Annotated in this window: 14 protein-coding genes; 7 read left to right on the top strand and 7 right to left on the bottom strand. The window is 65.3% G+C overall.

Translation table 11 applies throughout. From position 1 onward, the window contains the following. Positions 1-39 precede the first annotated feature (39 nt). Together bla and ACZ9H4_RS02970 are read left to right on the top strand one after the other, a co-directional pair. Complete coding sequence (gene bla / locus ACZ9H4_RS02975) at positions 40-984, top strand: class A beta-lactamase (protein ID WP_476118190.1); 945 nt, start codon at positions 40-42, stop codon at positions 982-984. A 248-nt stretch (positions 985-1232) separates the two neighbouring features. Continuing rightward, entirely contained in the window at positions 1233-1724 is a 492-nt protein-coding gene (locus ACZ9H4_RS02970; RefSeq protein WP_408147465.1) for a DUF4126 family protein, read from the top strand. Between the two features lie 98 nt (positions 1725-1822). Here ACZ9H4_RS02970 and tehA read toward each other — a convergent pair whose 3' ends face one another. From tehA to ACZ9H4_RS02935, 7 genes are all read right to left on the bottom strand, one after another. After that, positions 1823-2836, bottom strand: coding sequence for a dicarboxylate transporter/tellurite-resistance protein TehA (gene tehA / locus ACZ9H4_RS02965; RefSeq protein ID WP_476118189.1), 1014 nt, complete (start codon positions 2834-2836; stop codon positions 1823-1825). A gap of 236 nt (positions 2837-3072) precedes the next feature. Further along, the gene (locus ACZ9H4_RS02960) at positions 3073-3423 is read right to left on the bottom strand and encodes a response regulator (protein WP_408147469.1); all 351 of its coding nucleotides are present in this window, start codon (positions 3421-3423) and stop codon (positions 3073-3075) included. A gap of 6 nt (positions 3424-3429) precedes the next feature. Continuing rightward, on the bottom strand, positions 3430-4947 hold the full coding sequence (locus ACZ9H4_RS02955; protein WP_476118188.1) for an ATPase domain-containing protein: 1518 nt from the start codon (positions 4945-4947) through the stop codon (positions 3430-3432). 396 nt (positions 4948-5343) lie between these two features. After that, positions 5344-7083 (bottom strand): tannase/feruloyl esterase family alpha/beta hydrolase, encoded by a 1740-nt coding sequence (locus ACZ9H4_RS02950; RefSeq protein WP_476118276.1) that lies wholly within the window; start codon positions 7081-7083, stop codon positions 5344-5346. Between the two features lie 16 nt (positions 7084-7099). Further along, entirely contained in the window at positions 7100-8242 is a 1143-nt protein-coding gene (locus ACZ9H4_RS02945) for a porin (RefSeq protein ID WP_476118187.1), read from the bottom strand. Between the two features lie 70 nt (positions 8243-8312). Beyond that, positions 8313-9560 carry a 3-(3-hydroxy-phenyl)propionate transporter MhpT gene (mhpT, locus tag ACZ9H4_RS02940; RefSeq protein ID WP_476118186.1) on the bottom strand — a complete coding sequence of 416 codons (1248 nt, stop codon included), beginning with the start codon at positions 9558-9560 and terminating at the stop codon, positions 8313-8315. A gap of 339 nt (positions 9561-9899) precedes the next feature. Next, positions 9900-10400: a MarR family winged helix-turn-helix transcriptional regulator gene (locus ACZ9H4_RS02935; RefSeq protein WP_408151775.1), complete on the bottom strand. Its 501-nt coding sequence runs from the start codon at positions 10398-10400 to the stop codon at positions 9900-9902. A 137-nt stretch (positions 10401-10537) separates the two neighbouring features. Between ACZ9H4_RS02935 and ACZ9H4_RS02930 the strand changes: the two genes are divergently transcribed. The 5 genes from ACZ9H4_RS02930 to ACZ9H4_RS02910 all read left to right on the top strand — a co-directional run bounded on the left by ACZ9H4_RS02930 (position 10538) and on the right by ACZ9H4_RS02910 (position 17043). Continuing rightward, a complete protein-coding gene (locus tag ACZ9H4_RS02930) occupies positions 10538-11365 on the top strand; it encodes a p-hydroxycinnamoyl CoA hydratase/lyase (RefSeq protein WP_476118185.1) in 828 nt (275 codons plus the stop codon). Between the two features lie 55 nt (positions 11366-11420). After that, positions 11421-12872, top strand: a complete 1452-nt coding sequence (locus ACZ9H4_RS02925; RefSeq protein ID WP_408147481.1) for an aldehyde dehydrogenase — start codon at positions 11421-11423, stop codon at positions 12870-12872. A gap of 114 nt (positions 12873-12986) precedes the next feature. Continuing rightward, entirely contained in the window at positions 12987-14888 is a 1902-nt protein-coding gene (locus ACZ9H4_RS02920) for a feruloyl-CoA synthase (RefSeq protein ID WP_476118184.1), read from the top strand. 41 nt (positions 14889-14929) lie between these two features. Further along, on the top strand, positions 14930-15814 hold the full coding sequence (locus ACZ9H4_RS02915; protein ID WP_408151777.1) for an amidohydrolase family protein: 885 nt from the start codon (positions 14930-14932) through the stop codon (positions 15812-15814). A gap of 182 nt (positions 15815-15996) precedes the next feature. Beyond that, positions 15997-17043, top strand: coding sequence for a phytoene/squalene synthase family protein (locus tag ACZ9H4_RS02910; RefSeq protein WP_476118183.1), 1047 nt, complete (start codon positions 15997-15999; stop codon positions 17041-17043). Positions 17044-17188 lie beyond the last annotated feature (145 nt).

The following is a 17188-nucleotide window of genomic DNA, read 5'->3' as shown; positions in this document are numbered from 1 at the left end:
GGGAAAACCGATAGTGGCGGCTTCACACAAGGAGCGGCGATGATCACGAGACGGAAGTTCGCGGGTGCGGTGCTGGGTGTTTCGATAGCTGGAGTTGCGCTTGGCAGCACGGGCGCGCTGGGAAAGACGATGAAGGCAGGCGGTCCCGCGCGTGGGAGCGAGCTGGCCGACGCCGAGGCGATCCGCGAGCGGCTCGCGCGGATCGAGGCGGCAAGCGGCGGGCGCTTGGGCGTATCGATCGTCGATACGACCACCAGTTTGCACGCCGGGTTACGCGCGGACGAGCGCTTCCCGATGTGCAGCACCTTCAAGCTGCTGGCGGCGGGCGCGGTGCTGACGCGCGTGGACCGCGGGCAGGAGGATTTGCAGCGGCGCGTGGTGTTCTCCGCCAGCGATCTCGTGCCGAACTCGCCGGGCACGAGCCGGCATACCCGCGAACTGACCGGCGACGCGGGCATGAGCATCGGCGAATTGTGCAAGGCGGCGCTCACGCTCAGCGACAACACGGCGGCCAATCTGCTGCTCGCGAGCTTCGGCGGCCCGGCGGCGGTCACCGCATTCGCGCGCAGCCTGGGCGACGGCATGACGCGGCTGGACCGTATCGAACCCGCACTGAACGAAGCGATTCCCGGCGATCCGCGCGACACCACCACGCCCAACGCGATGCTCGGCAACCTGCGCGAACTCGTGCTGGGCGAGCATCTTTCGGCCGCATCGCGGGCGCAATTGCTGGCGTGGCTCGCGGCCAACCAGACCGGCGGCTCACGGCTGCGCGCGAAGCTGCCCGAGGACTGGGGCGTCGGCGATAAAACCGGCACCGGCGAGCGCGGCACCGCCAACGACATCGCGATCCTGTGGCCACCCGGCCGTGGACCGGTACTGGTGACCGTCTATCTGACCGAAACGGACGGCGACGCGACCCGCAGCAATGCGGCGATTGCGAACGTCGGCGCGCTGGTGGCGCAGTCTATCCGGCGTGCATGACCCGAACGAGGTCGATGCCGGCGCAGGCGCTCGCCCGCGTTTTCGCCAGTCGAATTGTGCGACACTAGGGTCACACCGAAAGGGGGCAACCCCCGGGGGCAACCGCTCCGGCAACGGCGGATCGTCTCGATGGATGCGGTGAGAAGTTGACTGTCCAGGTGAAATGCTCGACACATTCTGCCGACGTTCGTCCAGGTAAGCCGTCGGCTTGTCCAACCGTGCATCATTGCCCTGATTCGGAGTCCACTATGTCCGTGTACGTCCTGGCCTTGCTCATCGGCGTCGTCGCCGGCCTTCGCGCGATGACCGCTCCCGCCGCCGTCAGCTGGGCGGCGCATCTCGGATGGCTGCCGCTGCAAGGCACGCCGCTCGCGTTTCTCGGCTTCACCGCGACGCCGTACATCTTCACGTTGCTGGCGGTCGTCGAACTGATTACGGATCAACTGCCGGAAACGCCCAGCCGCAAAGTGCCGCTGCAATTCGGCGCGCGCATCGTGGCGGGCGCGTTGAGCGGCGCGGCGATCAGCGGCGCGCACGGCGGTTTGGCGGGCGGCTGGATCGTGGGGGTGCTCGGTGCGGTGGTCGGTGCGGCAGGCGCGGTGATCGGCACGCTCGCCGGTGCGAAGGTGCGCAGCGCATTGGCTCGCACGTTCGGACGGGATGCGCCGGCGGCGCTGATCGAGGATGTCGTGGCGGTGGCGGGGGCCGCGTTGATCGTGGTGTCGTTGCACGGGTTTTGATGGCGCTGTTGATGCCGTGATGCCGTGATGCGTCGATGCATTGAGGCTTGGGTGCTTTGACGTGAAAGCGGGGAGACGCATCTCCCCGCTTTCACCCATCAGCTCGCCTGCGGAACCCGCGAACCGGCGGGCGCTTGCCTGACGGGTGCCGCCGGGGTGGCGCTTGCGGGCAGCAGCTTGCCTTGCACCAGCAAGCCCACCGTCTTCACCACCAGAACGCCGATGATCACATTCGCCGCGATGAACAGAACCGGTGCGGCCCATTCGAGCGGACCGGCGGCGCCGCGTTCGAGCATCCGCAGAACCATCGTCGGCAGCGCGGCCACGCCGAAGCTGAAGGCCCAGTAACCTGGCACGAAGGCTTGCTGGCGGATCCACGGCAGCAGGCGCAACAGCAGCAAAGCCTGATACAGCCCGTAACCGAGCAGGGCCAGCGCGAACAGATCAGGCGTGCCGCTGCTCAGGCTCAGGTACGTCACGCCACCGACGACCGGCGGCGCGAGCTGCACGCCGAGGATCGGACGCAGCGCTTCGGGCAGCGGCTCATGGACGGCGGCGCGGTGCAGGGTCAGCGATTCGAGTGCGAGCCATGACAACACGCCGGCGCCGAAAAGCAGCTCGCCCAGCTGATGAAACCCGAAGGCGGCGGCAGCCGTCCCGGCGACGAAGCTCGGCGCGACGGTCGGCAGATAAATGGCCGGCGTGATCAGTTCAGGCTTGCGTCCGCCTTGCCAGAACCGTCCATGGAGATACACGCCGAGCGCCAGTTGCGCGAGCGCGGCCACGCCGAACAGGCCGAGCGCCAGGGTATGCGCATACGGCTCCAGCAACTGCGCGGCGAGCAGGCTGGACACCGGCCCGAGCGCCGCAAACGACGATTGCACCGGATGCTGCATTTCCGCACGGGCGTCGGCGGCCTGCGTCAGCCACTTATGCCCGTACGCGACCATAACCACTAGCCACACGGCGAGCGCCGCGATCGTCAGCAGGGTTCCCGCCACGGCGGGCAGGTGCCACACCCTGATCGCCACACGCCACAAATTGGCGAACGCCAGCGCGCCCACCGCGATCCCGAAGAAAGCAACTGGAACCGCACCACGATTGCTGTTCATCACCGAGCCTCCGAAAGTTGCGACGCGCTCCGATGTTCCGGTGTTGCGCGATCGATGGCTCACTGTAAAAGGCGGCGGCCAACCGGTGAACGCGGCAAAAGCTCGACAAATGGCGCGATCGTCTCAATCTGCGCGGGCCGCCGTTTCATGGCGGTTGGCGAGGGGTGTCTCGAAGGATGGAGGGTTGAACGCACGCGGCGCGGCATTCGCCCGCCGCCGGGTCGCGACGGCGGCCGTCAGGCCGACATGCGTTCGAGCATCGCGAGCAGCGCGTCGAAAGAAAGCGGCTTGCGCGCGTAGGCGATGGTGGGATTGGGCTGCACCGGAATGTCCGACGCGGCGCTGCACAGGATGATCGGAATGTCGCGCAGAGCGGGGTCGGCATACAGCGCCGCGCACAACTGCAGTCCCGACATGACCGGCATCATGCAGTCCGATACGATGATGTCGGGCCGCGCCCTGCGTATCTGTTCGAGCGCGGCGGCCCCGTTCGACGCCGTCATCACGGTATAGCCGTGCCGCTCCAGCAGCAGCCGCCAGACCGTGAGGATGTCGAACTCGTCGTCCACGACCAGAATGGTTTTCATGAGCGGCTACGTCGTGCGCCGCGGCTGCAGCGTGGCCGACAAGCCCTGCGCCGCGGACGCGTTGGCCGACACGCCGCTGTCGATCACGTCGAGGCCTTGCGACGAGATCACCAGTTCGCGCAGCGAAGTGTCATGCGCGCTTTCGCGCTGCTTGACCACGGAAATCATGCGCCGCAGACCGGTCTCGAACTCCGCATAGCGCAGCAGCACGAGGTTCTCGGTCAACGCCGAGACCCGCACGCTCTTCGCGTAACCGGGGTCGGCGTAAAGCGGCAGTTCTTCGGTCAGCAGCGTCGTGACACCGACTTCGCGAAGCTGATGCAGCAGCGCGTTCAGGAACAGGCCGAAGCGCTCGGTGCGCAACGCCGAATCGCGGAAGCCCTCCACACCGTCGATCACGATGCGCGACGCGCCGATCCTCTTGACGGTGGCGAGCGCGTTGGCGGCGAGTTCGTCAACGGCCAGTTCGATGGCCGGTTGCCATTGGACGATGAGGCGGCCGTCTTCGTACGCCTCGGTCAGCGCGACCGAGACCGCTTCGGCTTTGCCGATCAGCCGCTGCGGTCCTTCGTAAAAGCCGAGGTACACGCAGCGTTCGCCGCGCGCCACGCCGGCCGCGAGGAACTGCAAACAAAGCAGGGTCTTGCCGACGCCCGAAGGCCCGATCAGCGTGGTCGTCGAGCCTTGCGCGAAGCCGCCGCCGAGCAGATCGTCCAGATGCCGCAAGCCGAAGCCGAGGCGCGTGGAGAGATCCACCGGACCTGGCTTCATCGCGCATTGCGCTTCGAGGCGCGGGTACATCAGCAGCCCGCTTTCGGCGATGCGGAAGAAGTGCTTGCCCATCAGATGATTGCGCGCGCGCATCTTGTGCACTTCGATTTCGCGGGCGCGGCGCATGCCGTCGTTGTAGCGGTTCAGCTCGATCAGACCGTCGACCAGCGTGTGCTCGGGATGCGGTTCGTTGCCGGAGAGCGGCGCGAGCAGCAACGTGGTGCAATCCATGGCCGCGACCAGCGCATTGAGCTCGTGAATGAACTTCGACAACGACAGCTCGGTTTCGCTGAACTCACGCGCGCTGCGAAAACCGTCGATGATCATCAGGCTCGGCCGGTAGTCGTAGATGCTCGACGCAATCAGCTTGAGGAAGCCGTCGAGACCGTCCTGCATCAGCTCGTGATAGCCGGAGACGAACAGCATTTGCTGCGCGACGGCGGTCTCGTCGAAGAAGCTCAGGCCTTTGAGGTGTCCCAGCAGCTTGTCGTGCGACTCGGCGATCAGGGTCATGTACAGCACCTTCTCGCCCCGGCTTACACGATGAAAGCCGATCTGGCTCGACAGGATCGTCTTGCCGGCCCCGGCCATCCCTTCGAGCAGATAGACGCCGCCGCGGACCAGACCCCCGCCCAGGATCTCGTCGAAACCGGGCACACCCGTTTCCACGTTGGCCCGGACGCCGTGAGAAGAGATCGCGCTCGAAGGAGTCGCCCCAGGCCGGGAGAACGGTTGAGATTCGGGGATAGTCATTGTCGATCTGTCATCCAGAGTGCGGAAAAGCGACGGTGCCTGCCGGAACCGTCTTGTGCTCGAATTGAACATGGCCAGCAATTCGCATTCCCGCTGGCGCGGTGACGCACATCGGAATCGAACGTCCGTGATTCTATCCGGCCATCGGGCGCCTCGGGAATGAAACGCTGGCGTGGACCGGGCTCTGCATGAATGTGGCGGACGGGGAGGAGACGCGGTGGTCGAGGCTTATCGACGTGCGATGGGCGGGTCTGTCTTCAACCCGATGTAACGATGTCGCCTCGCGCATGCAAAAACGACATGCATGCGCGAGGCGCAGGCGATGCTCACGCGCGGGGCGGCGAGCGACGCAGAGCGCGGGCGGGTCCGGGTCCCGGTCCGCGCGCTCCGTGCGGCTCAGCTACACACGAAGCTGCTCGCCGCGTTGACGTCGCCGCCCTGGTAGCGGGCCACTTTCGGATACGCGCAGAGTGGCCGCGTGCGTCCCGTGCCCCAGCCGGCGGGAACGTCCGCGTTGGGCGTGACGCTGCTCGCGTCGCGTGCGCTCGCGAGCACGCCGTCCGGCGCCTTGCCCTGTTCGACCCACGCGATCATCGGCGTGAGCAGGTCGAACTGGTCGGTGCTCGGGCCGCCGCTGCAATGGTTCATGCCGGCGATCGTGTAGAGCCGCGCGAAGTTCGACGCGTCGCCGCCGTTGGCCGCGCTCAGGCGCTGATACCAGTCGGTCGTGTCGTTCGATGAAAACACCGGGTCGCTCGTGCCGTGATAAACCATCAGCTTCGCGCCGCGTTGCTTCAATGCGCCCAGACTGGTTTCGTCGGGCGGCGTCATGAACGACCAGGCCGACTCGCTGTACGCGCCGCTGATGGCGAAGATCTTCGGCGCGTCGGTGTCCATGCTGAAGTTCAGCGCGTAGGCGGACAACTGGCTCAACACGGCGGCGCTTTGCGGCGGCGTGGTGAACGTGAACGCCGCCGCGGCCGGATCGAGCGTGATCGAATTAGCCTGCTTCCATGCCGACCAGCCCTGGCCGAGACCCGCGTCGTACGGAAAACTTGCGTACAGCGCCGTGCCCGCGCTGTTGCGCGCGCCCGAGAACACGTTGCCGATCGCGTCTTTTTGCGCGCTCGTCAGACAGCTTCCGTCGCGCGCGTCGTTCGCGCAGGTGGGGACGTCGCTGGCCAGGCTGAAATTTGCCTGGCATGCCTTGATATCCTGAATGAGGCCGTCACTCGCGCCGTCGAGGGCGTCACATTTGGCGAGTATCTTCGAGGCGACCAGTTGACGTTCGGCGGCGGTAAAACCGGTCGTGATGTCGGGCAGGCCATTGGCCGTGGTCGCGGTCGCCACTTTCGCCAGTTGTTGCGCGCTCCACATCTCGCCGATCGCGGCCTTCGGCAGGTGGAAGCCGGGATCGCCCGCAATGATGCGGTCGTATTCGGCCGATGAACGCGCTGCCGCGACCAGCGCGTGACGGCCGCCGTTGGAGCAGCCGTCGAAATAGCTGCGGTCCGGCGCTTTGCCGTAGGCGAGCTTGATCACCTGCTTGGCCATCGGCGTGAGCGTGGCGACCGCGTTGTAGCCGTAGTCGATGCGCGCCTGCGGGTCGAGCCCGAACAGTGGATTCTGCGAAGCACTATGCCCCGCATCCGAGCTGATGACCGCGAAGCCCATGTTGAGCGCGTCGTTGGTCGGACCGCCGCCGCCGATCTCGCCGGTGGCGGTTAGCACGTTACCGTCCAGGCCGCCATTGGCCTGGTAGAAGAAGCGGCCGTTCCATGCCAGCGGCAAGCGCATCTCGAAGCCGATCGCATACGTCTTGCCGTCGACGCTGCTCACGCGCTGGTTCAAGTTGCCCTGGATCAGGCAGTGTTCGGCGATCGGTTTGCCGGCCACTTTCAGCGTGCCGGCCGCCACGTCCGTCACCGTGGTGAAAACCGTGTTGGCGAATGCGAGTTTCGCGGCAAGCGCCGCGCAATTGCCCGCGAGCGTGCCGGGCTTGGCCGCGCTCAGTTGCGGCAACGCATTGGCGCTGCTGTTACCGCCGCCGTTGCTGGCACTGTCGGCGTCATTGCCGCCGCATGCGGCGAGGCCGAGAGCGGCAGCCGCTGCGAGCGCGATAGACGTGCGCTTCATGTTCATGCGGGATCTCCTAGAACGAATGACGAATGCCGAGCATCACGCCGGTCTGACCGGTGCCTGCGGAAGGGGTCGTGCCGCCGCCTCCGCCGCTGACCGAGTAGCGCGCCTTCGCGCTGTTGGCGAGATACGAGCCTTGCGCGTAGACGGCGGTGCGCTTCGACAGCAGATAGGTGGTGCGCAGCGTGCCCATCGTGGCACGCGTGTCGTGGTCGCTATTGGTGATGTGATAGACCTCGCCGTCGACGATGAAAGCGGGCGTCACGAAATACGATGCGGCGACGAAGAACAGATTCGAGCGCACATCGGCGAGCGCGGCGGACGCCGTGTCGACACGGCGATTCAGCCAGCCCACACCGAGCTTGGCCTTGCTGCCGAGGTTCGCGTAGGCGCTCACGTGCGTGCGGATGTCCTTGTCGGCCGCGTTGATCAGCGGAGTCGGCGCCACGCCGTCGAAAAAATTCGCTGCTGCGGTGCTGCCGCCGCGCTGTTCTTCGTATGAAGCCGCGACGCCGAACAAGGGCGCGTCGTACTTCAGCATGACTGACCATTCACGGCATTCCGTGGCATGACCGGGAACCGAACCGGTGCAGGTGCCCTGGCCCGGCGAGTTGCCGGTGCCCGCGGCGTCGCGGCCGAACGAATAATTCGCGCCGAGCGTCACCCCTGCGTAGCTGCCGAGGTAGGTCATGGAGTTGTCGGCGCGCGCGTTCGGCACATACGCGTCGAGCGAGCCCAGCCCGTAGATGTCCGGTCCGATCAGGTCCGCGCCCATCAGCGCGAGATAGGTCATCGTGTACTGGCGCCCGAACGTGAGCGTGCCGTACGGGCTCTTGATGCCGACGAACGCCTGACGGCCGAACAGCCGCCCGCCCTGGCCGAGATCGCCGGCGCGCACATTGAAGCCGCTTTCCAGCGTGAAGACCGCGCTATAGCCGCCGCCGAGGTCTTCGTTGCCGCGCAGTCCCCAGCGTGACGGATACTCGCCGGTGACGGCCGGCATGCGGAATACGCTCTTGCCCGCTGCGTTCGCGTGCGAAACGTATTCGATGCCGGTGTCGACGATGCCGTACAGTGTCACGCTCGATTGCGCTGCGGCGGCGCCGCTGACCGCGCACAGGGCGCCGCAGAGTAGAAGGCGTGCGGATGCTTGCATGAAGGATGTCTCCAAACCGTTTGATTGAACGTACGTGTTGTTGTTGTCGGGTCTTCTTGCGGCGCTGCGCTCAGTCGTCGGCGCGCGGGCGGCGCAGCAGCAGCAAAGCGGCCGCGGCGGCGATCACCGTCACGGGAATGCTTGCGCCGATCACGGTCGACGAACTGCGCCCCATCGCCAGCAATTGACCGGCGGCCAGCGGCCCGACCACCGAGCCGACGCGGCCCACGGCCACCGCCGCGCCGACGCCGGTGCCGCGCATCGCGGTCGGGTAGAACGCGGCGGACAGCGCGTACAACACCGATTGCCCGCCGATCACGAACATCCCCGCGAAGAACGCGGCGGCCGCAAGCGCACCGAAGCCGGGTGCCATCGAGAGCGCAGCGAGCGACGCGATGATGCCGACGTACATGCCCGCCACCACGACGCCCGAGCGCATCCGATCCATCAACATGCCGATGCACAGCGCGCCGATCCCGCCGCCCACGTTGAAGAAGATCTGCACATAGCCGACCTGCGCGCGCGACAGACCGCTTGCGGCCATCAGCGAAGGCAGCCAGTTGAGCAGGAAGTAGAGGACGATCAGCGTGCAGAAGTAGCTGACCCAGATCTGTACGGTGGAGAGTCCACGCGTGCCGCCGAACAGGATTTCGCCGACTGGCGCGGGCTTGATCCGTCCTTCGTGCGAGGCCTGGGTGAATGCCTTCGAATCCGCGAGAAACAGGAGCAGCAGCGGCACCAGCAGCAAAGGCCCCGCACCGCCCACATAGAAGATATGGCGCCACTCGGCGTCGCCCGCGCTCATCACGCCGATCACCGACGCAATCACGCCGCCGAACGGAATGCCGCAATACATCACGCTGACGGCGGTGCTGCGCGAACGCGGCTCGATCGCTTCCGACGACAAAGCAATCAGGTTCGGCAGCGCACCGCCGAGCCCGATTCCCGTCAGCACGCGCACGATCACCAGCATGTGAAAGTCGCTGACCAGCGCGGTCATGATCGAGAGCAGGCCGAACAGGCACGCGGAAATCACCAGCACGCGCTTGCGGCCGATCCGGTCGGCGAGTCGTCCGCCGAACATGGCGCCCGGCAGCAAGCCGAACGTGCCGGCGCTGAACGCGAGGCCCATCTGTGCGACCGACAGGCCGAACTCGCGCGCCATGCGCGGTGCGGCCACGCCGACCGACTGCAGGTCGAGCCCTTCGAGCAGCGCAATCGCAAAACACAATCCGAGCGTGATCGCGGCGCCCGATCGGCCGGATGCCGCCGGGGCCGAAACGCCTTGCGTCGGAGCCAATGTTCCGGTTCTTTTCACGTTAGTGATCCTTATTAAAATGCGTGGTTTTCCGGTTTCGATGAAGTACGGCAGATGCCGGCCCGGCGCCAACGCGCGTGCAGGCCCGAGCCGTCCGGGTTGACGGACGGCCTCGGCAAAACGGTAGTCAGATCGGCATCAGGCGCGTGATGGGACGCCTCGCCACACCGCGGCGCGCGGCGCATCGGGTCGATGTCCGCGTGATGGCGCGTGTGCTACGCGGCAATGCGGCGTCTCTCCACACGCCGCATCGTGGTGTGGATTTAATATCAGGTAGGCTGATAAAACAAGTGCAAATCCTTCGGTGAAAACACCTAGCACTCTAGCGGCGCGGAGAATCTAGCCGCGCAGATTCCGAACGAAAGTTTCGAGGTGAGTCTGAAGCGCGCCGGCCGCGTCGAGCTCGATGCCTTCCATCATCTGTTTCTCGATGGCCTTGACGGCCAGTTCGCATTCGCGCAGCACGGCGCGCCCTTCGTCCGTCAATTGCAGCAGCACGATGCGACCGTGCGTCGGGTCCGGCTCGCGGCTGACCCAGTTGCGGCTTGCCATCGCGTTCATCACTTCGTTGGCCGATTGCGGCGTGATGAACGAGCGCTCGGCGACTTGCGCATTGGACGCCTGCCCCTTCGCCTCCAGCACGGAAAGCGCCGTGAATTGCGCGAGCGTAAGACCGAGCGGCGCGAGCGCTTCACTCATGCGGCGCCGCAGAATGCGATCCAGGCTGCCGATCACATAGGTCAGGCGCAGGCTTGAACGGCGGGTGCGTGCGGCGGTGGGTTCGGCGGCTGGCTTTTGATTTTTGCTCATGATGGACAGGAGGTTCGGTCTATCCCGCATCTTAGCGCGCCGGACCCCCGAAACCGTCGCTAGGGGTTTGCACCGAGCCCGCGAATTTCCGCTTTACATATCAGGCAACCTGATATTAAATGTGTCCATCAGGCCGCTACGCCGGTCGACATTCACGGAGAAAACAGATGAATTACGAAGGCCGTTGGAAAACCGTCAAGGTCGATGTTCTCGAGGGTATCGCATGGGTGACGTTGAACCGTCCCGAGAAGCGCAACGCGATGAGCCCGACGCTGAACAAGGAAATGATCGAGGTGCTGGAGGCGGTCGAGCTCGACGCCGAAGCGCAGGTTCTCGTGCTGAGCGGCGAGGGCGATGCGTGGACCGCCGGCATGGACCTGAAGGAATATTTCCGCGAGATCGATGCGGGTCCGGAAATCCTGCAGGAAAAGATTCGCCGCGACGCGTCGCGCTGGCAATGGCAACTGCTGCGCATGTACTCGAAGCCGACCATCGCGATGGTCAACGGCTGGTGTTTTGGTGGCGGCTTCTCGCCGCTGGTGGCGTGCGATCTCGCCATCGCCGCGGACGAAGCGGTGTTCGGCCTCTCCGAAATCAACTGGGGCATTCCGCCGGGCAATCTGGTGAGCAAGGCGATGGCCGATACGGTCGGGCATCGTCAGGCGCTGTATTACATCATGACGGGCGAGACTTTCACGGGCCAGCAGGCGGCGCAAATGGGCCTCGTCAACAGCAGCGTGCCGCGCGCCGAATTGCGTGAAGCGACGCGCGCGCTTGCCGGCAAGCTGCTGGAGAAGAACCCGGTGGTGTTGCGCGCGGCCAAGCACGGCTTCAAGCGCAGCCGCGAATTGACGTGGGAGCAGAACGAAGATTACCTGTACGCCAAGCTCGACCAGGCGCAACTGCGCGATCCCGAGCATGGCCGCGAACAGGGCCTGAAGCAGTTCCTCGACGACAAGGCGATCAAGCCGGGCCTGCAAGCCTATAAACGCTGAGCGCTTGCGCAGAACCCAGGTTCGAGCGAAACAGACACGCGAGGAGACGACACCTATGCATGAAGTGACTTTGTTGATCGACGGCGAGAGCCGCGGCGCATCGGACGGCAAGACGTTCGAGCGGATCAATCCGGCGAGCGGCCAGGCCGCTTCGCGCGCGCCCGCCGCGACGCTGGCCGATGCGGACGCGGCGGTCGAAGCCGCGGCGCGTGCGTTCCCGGCATGGTCGGCGCTGGCGCCCACCGAGCGCCGCAAGCGGCTGCTCGCCGCAGCCGACCTGATGGACGCGCGTACCGCGCAGTTCATCGAAACCGGCGTGGCCGAAACCGGCGCGATGCCGAACTGGTACGGCTTCAACGTGATGCTCGCGGCGAACATGCTGCGCGAAGCCGCCGCCATGACCACGCAGATCGACGGCGATGTGATTCCTTCCGACGTGCCCGGCAGTCTCGCGATGGCCGTGCGCCAGCCGTGCGGCGTGGTGCTCGGCATGGCGCCGTGGAACGCGCCGGTCATCCTCGGCACGCGGGCGCTCGCGATGCCGCTCGCTTGCGGCAACACGGTCGTGTTCAAGGCGTCCGAAGGCTGTCCGGGCGTGCATCGGCTGATTGGCAGCGTGTTGCACGAGGCCGGCCTCGGCGATGGCGTCGTGAACGTCGTCACGCATGCCGCTGAAGATGCGCCGGCTATCGTCGAACGCCTGATCGCGCATCCTGCGGTGCGGCGCGTCAACTTCACCGGCTCGACGCGCGTGGGGCGCATCGTCGCGCAACATGCGGCGCAGCATCTGAAACCGGCTTTGCTCGAACTGGGCGGTAAAGCACCCGTGGTCGTGCTCGACGACGCCGATCTCGATGCGGCCGTGGCCGGCATCGCGTTCGGTGCGTTCTTCAACCAGGGGCAAATCTGCATGTCGACGGAGAGGGTGATCGTCGATCGCAAGATTGCCGACGCGCTGGTAGAGAAGCTCGCGGCCAAAGCGCGTACCTTGAAGGCGGGCGACCCGGCAGCCGCGGACTCGGTGCTCGGCGTGCTGGAAAGCGAGGCATCGGCGCGGCGCATCAAGGCGTTGATCGACGACGCATGCGGCAAGGGCGCGCAACTGCCGGTCGGCTGCACGGTCGAGGGTGCGGTGATGCAACCGGTGATCGTCGACGGCATCACGCCCGCCATGAAGCTGTATGCGGATGAGTCCTTCGGCCCGGTGGTCACGGTGCAGCGCGTGGACGGCGACGAAGAAGCGATTCGGGTTGCTAACGATAGCGAGTACGGCCTTTCGGCCGCCGTATTTAGCCGTGACGTGTCGCGCGCCTTGAACGTGGCGAAGCGGATCGAATCGGGCATCTGCCACATCAACGGTCCGACCGTGCACGACGAAGCGCAGATGCCGTTCGGCGGCGTGAAGAAGAGCGGCTATGGGCGCTTTGGCAGCAAGGCGTCGATTGCCGAGTTCACCGATCTGCGCTGGATCACGATTCAGACCGGACCGCGTCACTATCCGATCTGATCGTCCGCGCATCGCAGGTTGATCGACACAGTAGAGAAGGTTGCTCCGCCGCATCGGCGGAGCGCCCGATGCCGTCGCGAGACGGCGCGCAGGCACCTTTCCAGGAGACAGGCTTTGCATTCCGAGCCGACACAAACGAACACCGCCGGCGCGCCGACGCGGTACCGGGCGACGACGATCGGCGCTTCGTCGTTGCGCACGCGGCAGCAGGGAGATACGTGGTATCTGCAAGCGTCTGAAGCGCTCGGCGAGCATCCGCAGCGGTTGACGCAGCGGCTCGCGAGCGGCGCGCAGGCGCATCCCGAGCGCTGGCTGGCGGCGCGCCGCGGCAGCGACGGTCAATGGGTCGGCCTGAGCTATGCGCACGCGTTGCAAAGCGCACGCGCTATCGGCCAGGCGTTGCTGGCGCGCAATCTGTCCGCTGAACGTCCCGTCGCGATTCTGTCGGGCAATGATCTCGACCATTTGCAACTCGCGCTCGGCGCGATGTGGGCCGGCATTCCGTATGCGGCGATTTCTCCGGCCTATGCATTGGCATCCGGCGACTACGGCAAGCTGCGCCATACGATCGAGCTGCTGACGCCCGGCCTGGTTTTCGTGAGCGGCTATGACACGTTCGCCAAGGCGATCGACGCGGTTGTGCCGGCCGATGTCGAGGTCGTCGCCGCAACGTTGCCGCGCGAGTCGCAAAGCGGGCGCCAGGTGACGGCGTTCAGCGAACTGTTGCGCACCCCGCCCACCACGGTCGATACCGCTCACGCGGCGGTGAGCCCGGACGCGATCGCCAAGTTTCTGTTCACGTCGGGTTCGACCAAACTGCCGAAGGCGGTGCCGACCACGCACCGCATGCTGTGCAGCAACCAGCAGATGCTGCTCGAAACGTTTCCCGAGTTCGCCAAGGAGCCGCCGGTGCTGGTCGACTGGCTGCCCTGGAACCATACGTTCGGCGGCAGCCACAACGTGGGCATCGCGCTCTATAACGGCGGCACGCTTTATATCGACGACGGCAAGCCGGTCAACGGCAAGTTCGGCGACACGCTGCGCAATCTGCGCGACATTGCCCCGACCATCTACTTCAATGTGCCCAAAGGCTGGGAAGAACTGACGATCGCGTTGGAACAGGACGCGCAGTTGCGCGGGACGTTCTTCTCACGCGTGAAGGTGTATTTCTTCTCGGGCGCGGGGTTGTCGCAAGCGGCCTGGGACCGGCTTGAACGCGTCACGGAAAAGTACTGCGGCGAGCGCATTCGCATCATGGCCGGACTCGGGATGACGGAGACGTCGCCATCGTGCCTGTTCACCACCGGGCCCATCATGAGCGCGGGATACGTGGGCCTGCCCGCGCATGGCTGCGAGGTCAAGCTCGCGCCGGTCGGCGACAAGCTCGAAGCGCGTTATCGCGGCCCTCATGTGATGCCCGGTTACTGGCGCGCGAACGAAACGGAGCGGGCCAATGCGTTCGACGAGGAAGGCTATTTTTGCAGCGGTGACGCGGTGCGCTTTGTCGACGTCGCGCGGCCCGAGTTGGGGCTGCTGTTCGACGGGCGTGTCGCCGAGGATTTCAAGCTGAGTTCGGGCACCTTCGTCAGCGTCGGGCCGATGCGTGCGCGGGTCATTTCCGAAGGCGCGCCGTACGTGCAGGATGTGGTGGTCGCGGGCATGAATCGCGACGACGTCGGTTTGCTGGTGTTTCCGCGACTCGACGATTGCAGGCGCCTCGCGGGTCTGCCTGCCTCGACGAGCTCGCGCGAGGTGGTCGATGCGCCCGCCGTGCGGGCACACTTCGCGTCGTTGCTCGACACGCTCAATCGCGGCGCGACCGGCAGCGCAACCACCATCGCGCGCATGCGGCTGATGGACGTCGTGCCTTCGCTCGACCTCGGCGAGATCACCGACAAGGGCTCGATCAATCAGCGCGCGGTATTGACTCATCGGGCCGCGCTCGTCGAGGCGATGTACGACACGGCGCAGCGCGATCCCGCAGTGATCGTCGCGAGCGCGTGCGGCGCGCTGTAATGCGTGACGCCCGAACGCGGGCACCGACAGGAAACCTGTAGATGAACCTCGACCAACTCGTCGCAATCGACACGCACGTGCACGCGGAAGTCTCGTGCTGCCAGCCGCCGGATCTGTTCGGCAAGGAGTTCGACGATGCCGCCGACAAGTACTTCGGCACCGTGCTGAAGCTCGGCAGGCGGCCGACGATTCCCGAGACCATCGAACATTATCGCGAGCGCAAGATCGGCTTCGTGATGTTCACCGTCGACTGCGAAGCGAATCTCGGCCGGCGGCGCATTCCGAACGAGGAGATCGCCGAGTTCGCGCAGAAGAACAGCGACATCATGATCGCCTTCGCGAGCATCGATCCGCACAAGGGCAAGATGGGCGTGCGGGAGGCGCGCACGCTGATCGAAGAATATGGCGTGCGCGGCTTCAAGTTCCACCCGACCATGCAGGCGTTTTTCGCCAACGACCGCCTGGCGTATCCGCTTTACGAACTGATCGCCGAGTACAAGCTCACGGCCGTTTTCCACAGCGGTCATTCCGGCATGGGATCCGGCATGCGGGGCGGCGGCGGGTTGAGGCTGAAGTACTCGGAGCCGATTCATCTCGACGACGTCGCCGCGGATTTCCCCGATATGAATATCGTGATCGCGCATCCGTCGTGGCCGTGGCAGGAGCAGGCGTTGTCGATCGCATTGCATAAGCCCAATGTGTATATCGATCTGTCCGGCTGGTCGCCGAAGTACTTTTCGCCCGAATTGATCCGTCATGCCAACACGGTGCTGAAGCGGAAAATGCTGTTCGGCTCCGACTTCCCGCTGATTCAGCCTGACCGCTGGCTGGAGGATTTCAGGCAGGTCGGTTTCAGGGAGGAAGTGCAGCCGCTGATTCTCAAGCAGAACGCGATCGGGCTGCTGGGGCTGGGCGACCGGGCCTGAGGGGGAGTGGGGCCGATCGGCGGTCGATGTGAGGCAAGCGTGAAATGCTCGCGCATGGCAAAGGCGCGCGCCGTATACAATTCGGCTGCGCCTGACTTTTGCCGGTTTTTTTGCCGGTTTTTTGCCCGCTTTTTTGCCCGTTTTTTGCCCATTACCTGCCCCATACCGACCCTATCCGATCCATGCCGAATCCGACCCGGGCCTTCCTTCTCGGCCCGCTCCTGAAAGGCGTTTCACGCTCCTTCTATCTCACGCTGCGCGTGCTGCCCGCCGGCATGCGCGATCCGATCGGCCTCGCGTACCTGCTGGCGCGCGCGGCCGATACAATCGCCGACACCTCGCTGATCCCGCCCGAACAACGCCTCGCGCTGCTGCTGTCGCTGCGCGATCAGGTGAACGGCGCCACGGACGACGCAGCGCTGCTGCGACGCATGGCCGACGAAGTGGCGAGTCAGCAGATCCAGTCGGATGAAAAGGTTTTGCTCGAATCGCTCGGTCCCGCTCTCGACGTGTTGTCGCAATTGAGCGAAGCGGACCGTAAGGCCGTGCGCGAGATCGTCACGACGCTGACCGAGGGCATGGAGTTCGATCTGCGCGCCTTTCCCGACGAACGTTCCGGCCAGATCGCGGCGCTCTCGGGATACGACGATCTCGACCGCTATACGTATCTGGTGGCGGGGTGTGTCGGCGAGTTCTGGACCACGATGACCTATGCGCACATGCCGGGCACGCTGAAGGAGCAGCCCGGCACGATGGCGCACCGTGGTGTGCGCTTCGGCAAGGCGCTGCAAATGACCAACGTGCTGCGCGATTGCGGCAAGGACTTGCGGATCGGCCGCTGCTATCTGCCGCAGAGCATGCTCGACGAATACGGTCTCGCCGCGCGAGACCTGCTGGTGCCGGCCAATTCGCTGCGTGCGCGGCCGCTGCTGGTCGAGCTTCTGCGCAAGACGCTCGATCATTTCCGTGAGGCTCTGGACTACACCCTGGCGATTCCGGCGTTTTCCGTGCGTTTGCGTCTCGCGTGTTTGTGGCCGATTCTGATTGGGCTCGAGACGCTGTTGCTGCTGGTCGATAACGACGCGTGGCTCGATCCGCAGAAGGTTTCCAAGGTGCAGCGCAATACGGTGTATCGGATCATCGCATCGTCGCTGCTACTGGTGCCGTCGAACGGACTGGTGCGCAAGGCGATCGAAAAACGCATCGGGCAGATCGAAGCGCGGCTGTAAATGCCGCTGAAGATGTTGCTGGATGAGCGGCCTTGCGCGGCATAGCCGCCAGTCGGGCAGGGCGCGAGGCAGGCTGGGAGCGCAGCGCCAGGTCGACTTTACTGCGCAAAGCCGGATGCCGTATCCCACATGCTAGTAACTCTGG

It is taken from the genome of Paraburkholderia sp. TE9906 (genome assembly GCF_056279605.1).
This window is presented reverse-complemented; position numbering and strand designations above follow the sequence as displayed.

What these genes read in the sequence shown, in the direction of transcription:
- ACZ9H4_RS02960 (WP_408147469.1), bottom strand. Translation starts at nt 3,423, where the DNA reads ATGAAAACCATTCTGGTCGTGGACGACGAGTTCGACATCCTCACGGTC.
- tehA (WP_476118189.1), bottom strand. Translation starts at nt 2,836, where the DNA reads ATGAACAGCAATCGTGGTGCGGTTCCAGTTGCTTTCTTCGGGATCGCG.
- ACZ9H4_RS02925 (WP_408147481.1), top strand. Translation starts at nt 11,421, where the DNA reads ATGCATGAAGTGACTTTGTTGATCGACGGCGAGAGCCGCGGCGCATCG.
- ACZ9H4_RS02910 (WP_476118183.1), top strand. Translation starts at nt 15,997, where the DNA reads ATGCCGAATCCGACCCGGGCCTTCCTTCTCGGCCCGCTCCTGAAAGGC.
- ACZ9H4_RS02935 (WP_408151775.1), bottom strand. Translation starts at nt 10,400, where the DNA reads ATGCGGGATAGACCGAACCTCCTGTCCATCATGAGCAAAAATCAAAAG.
- ACZ9H4_RS02945 (WP_476118187.1), bottom strand. Translation starts at nt 8,242, where the DNA reads ATGCAAGCATCCGCACGCCTTCTACTCTGCGGCGCCCTGTGCGCGGTC.
- bla (WP_476118190.1), top strand. Translation starts at nt 40, where the DNA reads ATGATCACGAGACGGAAGTTCGCGGGTGCGGTGCTGGGTGTTTCGATA.
- ACZ9H4_RS02950 (WP_476118276.1), bottom strand. Translation starts at nt 7,083, where the DNA reads ATGAAGCGCACGTCTATCGCGCTCGCAGCGGCTGCCGCTCTCGGCCTC.
- ACZ9H4_RS02915 (WP_408151777.1), top strand. Translation starts at nt 14,930, where the DNA reads ATGAACCTCGACCAACTCGTCGCAATCGACACGCACGTGCACGCGGAA.
- ACZ9H4_RS02955 (WP_476118188.1), bottom strand. Translation starts at nt 4,947, where the DNA reads ATGACTATCCCCGAATCTCAACCGTTCTCCCGGCCTGGGGCGACTCCT.
- ACZ9H4_RS02970 (WP_408147465.1), top strand. Translation starts at nt 1,233, where the DNA reads ATGTCCGTGTACGTCCTGGCCTTGCTCATCGGCGTCGTCGCCGGCCTT.
- ACZ9H4_RS02930 (WP_476118185.1), top strand. Translation starts at nt 10,538, where the DNA reads ATGAATTACGAAGGCCGTTGGAAAACCGTCAAGGTCGATGTTCTCGAG.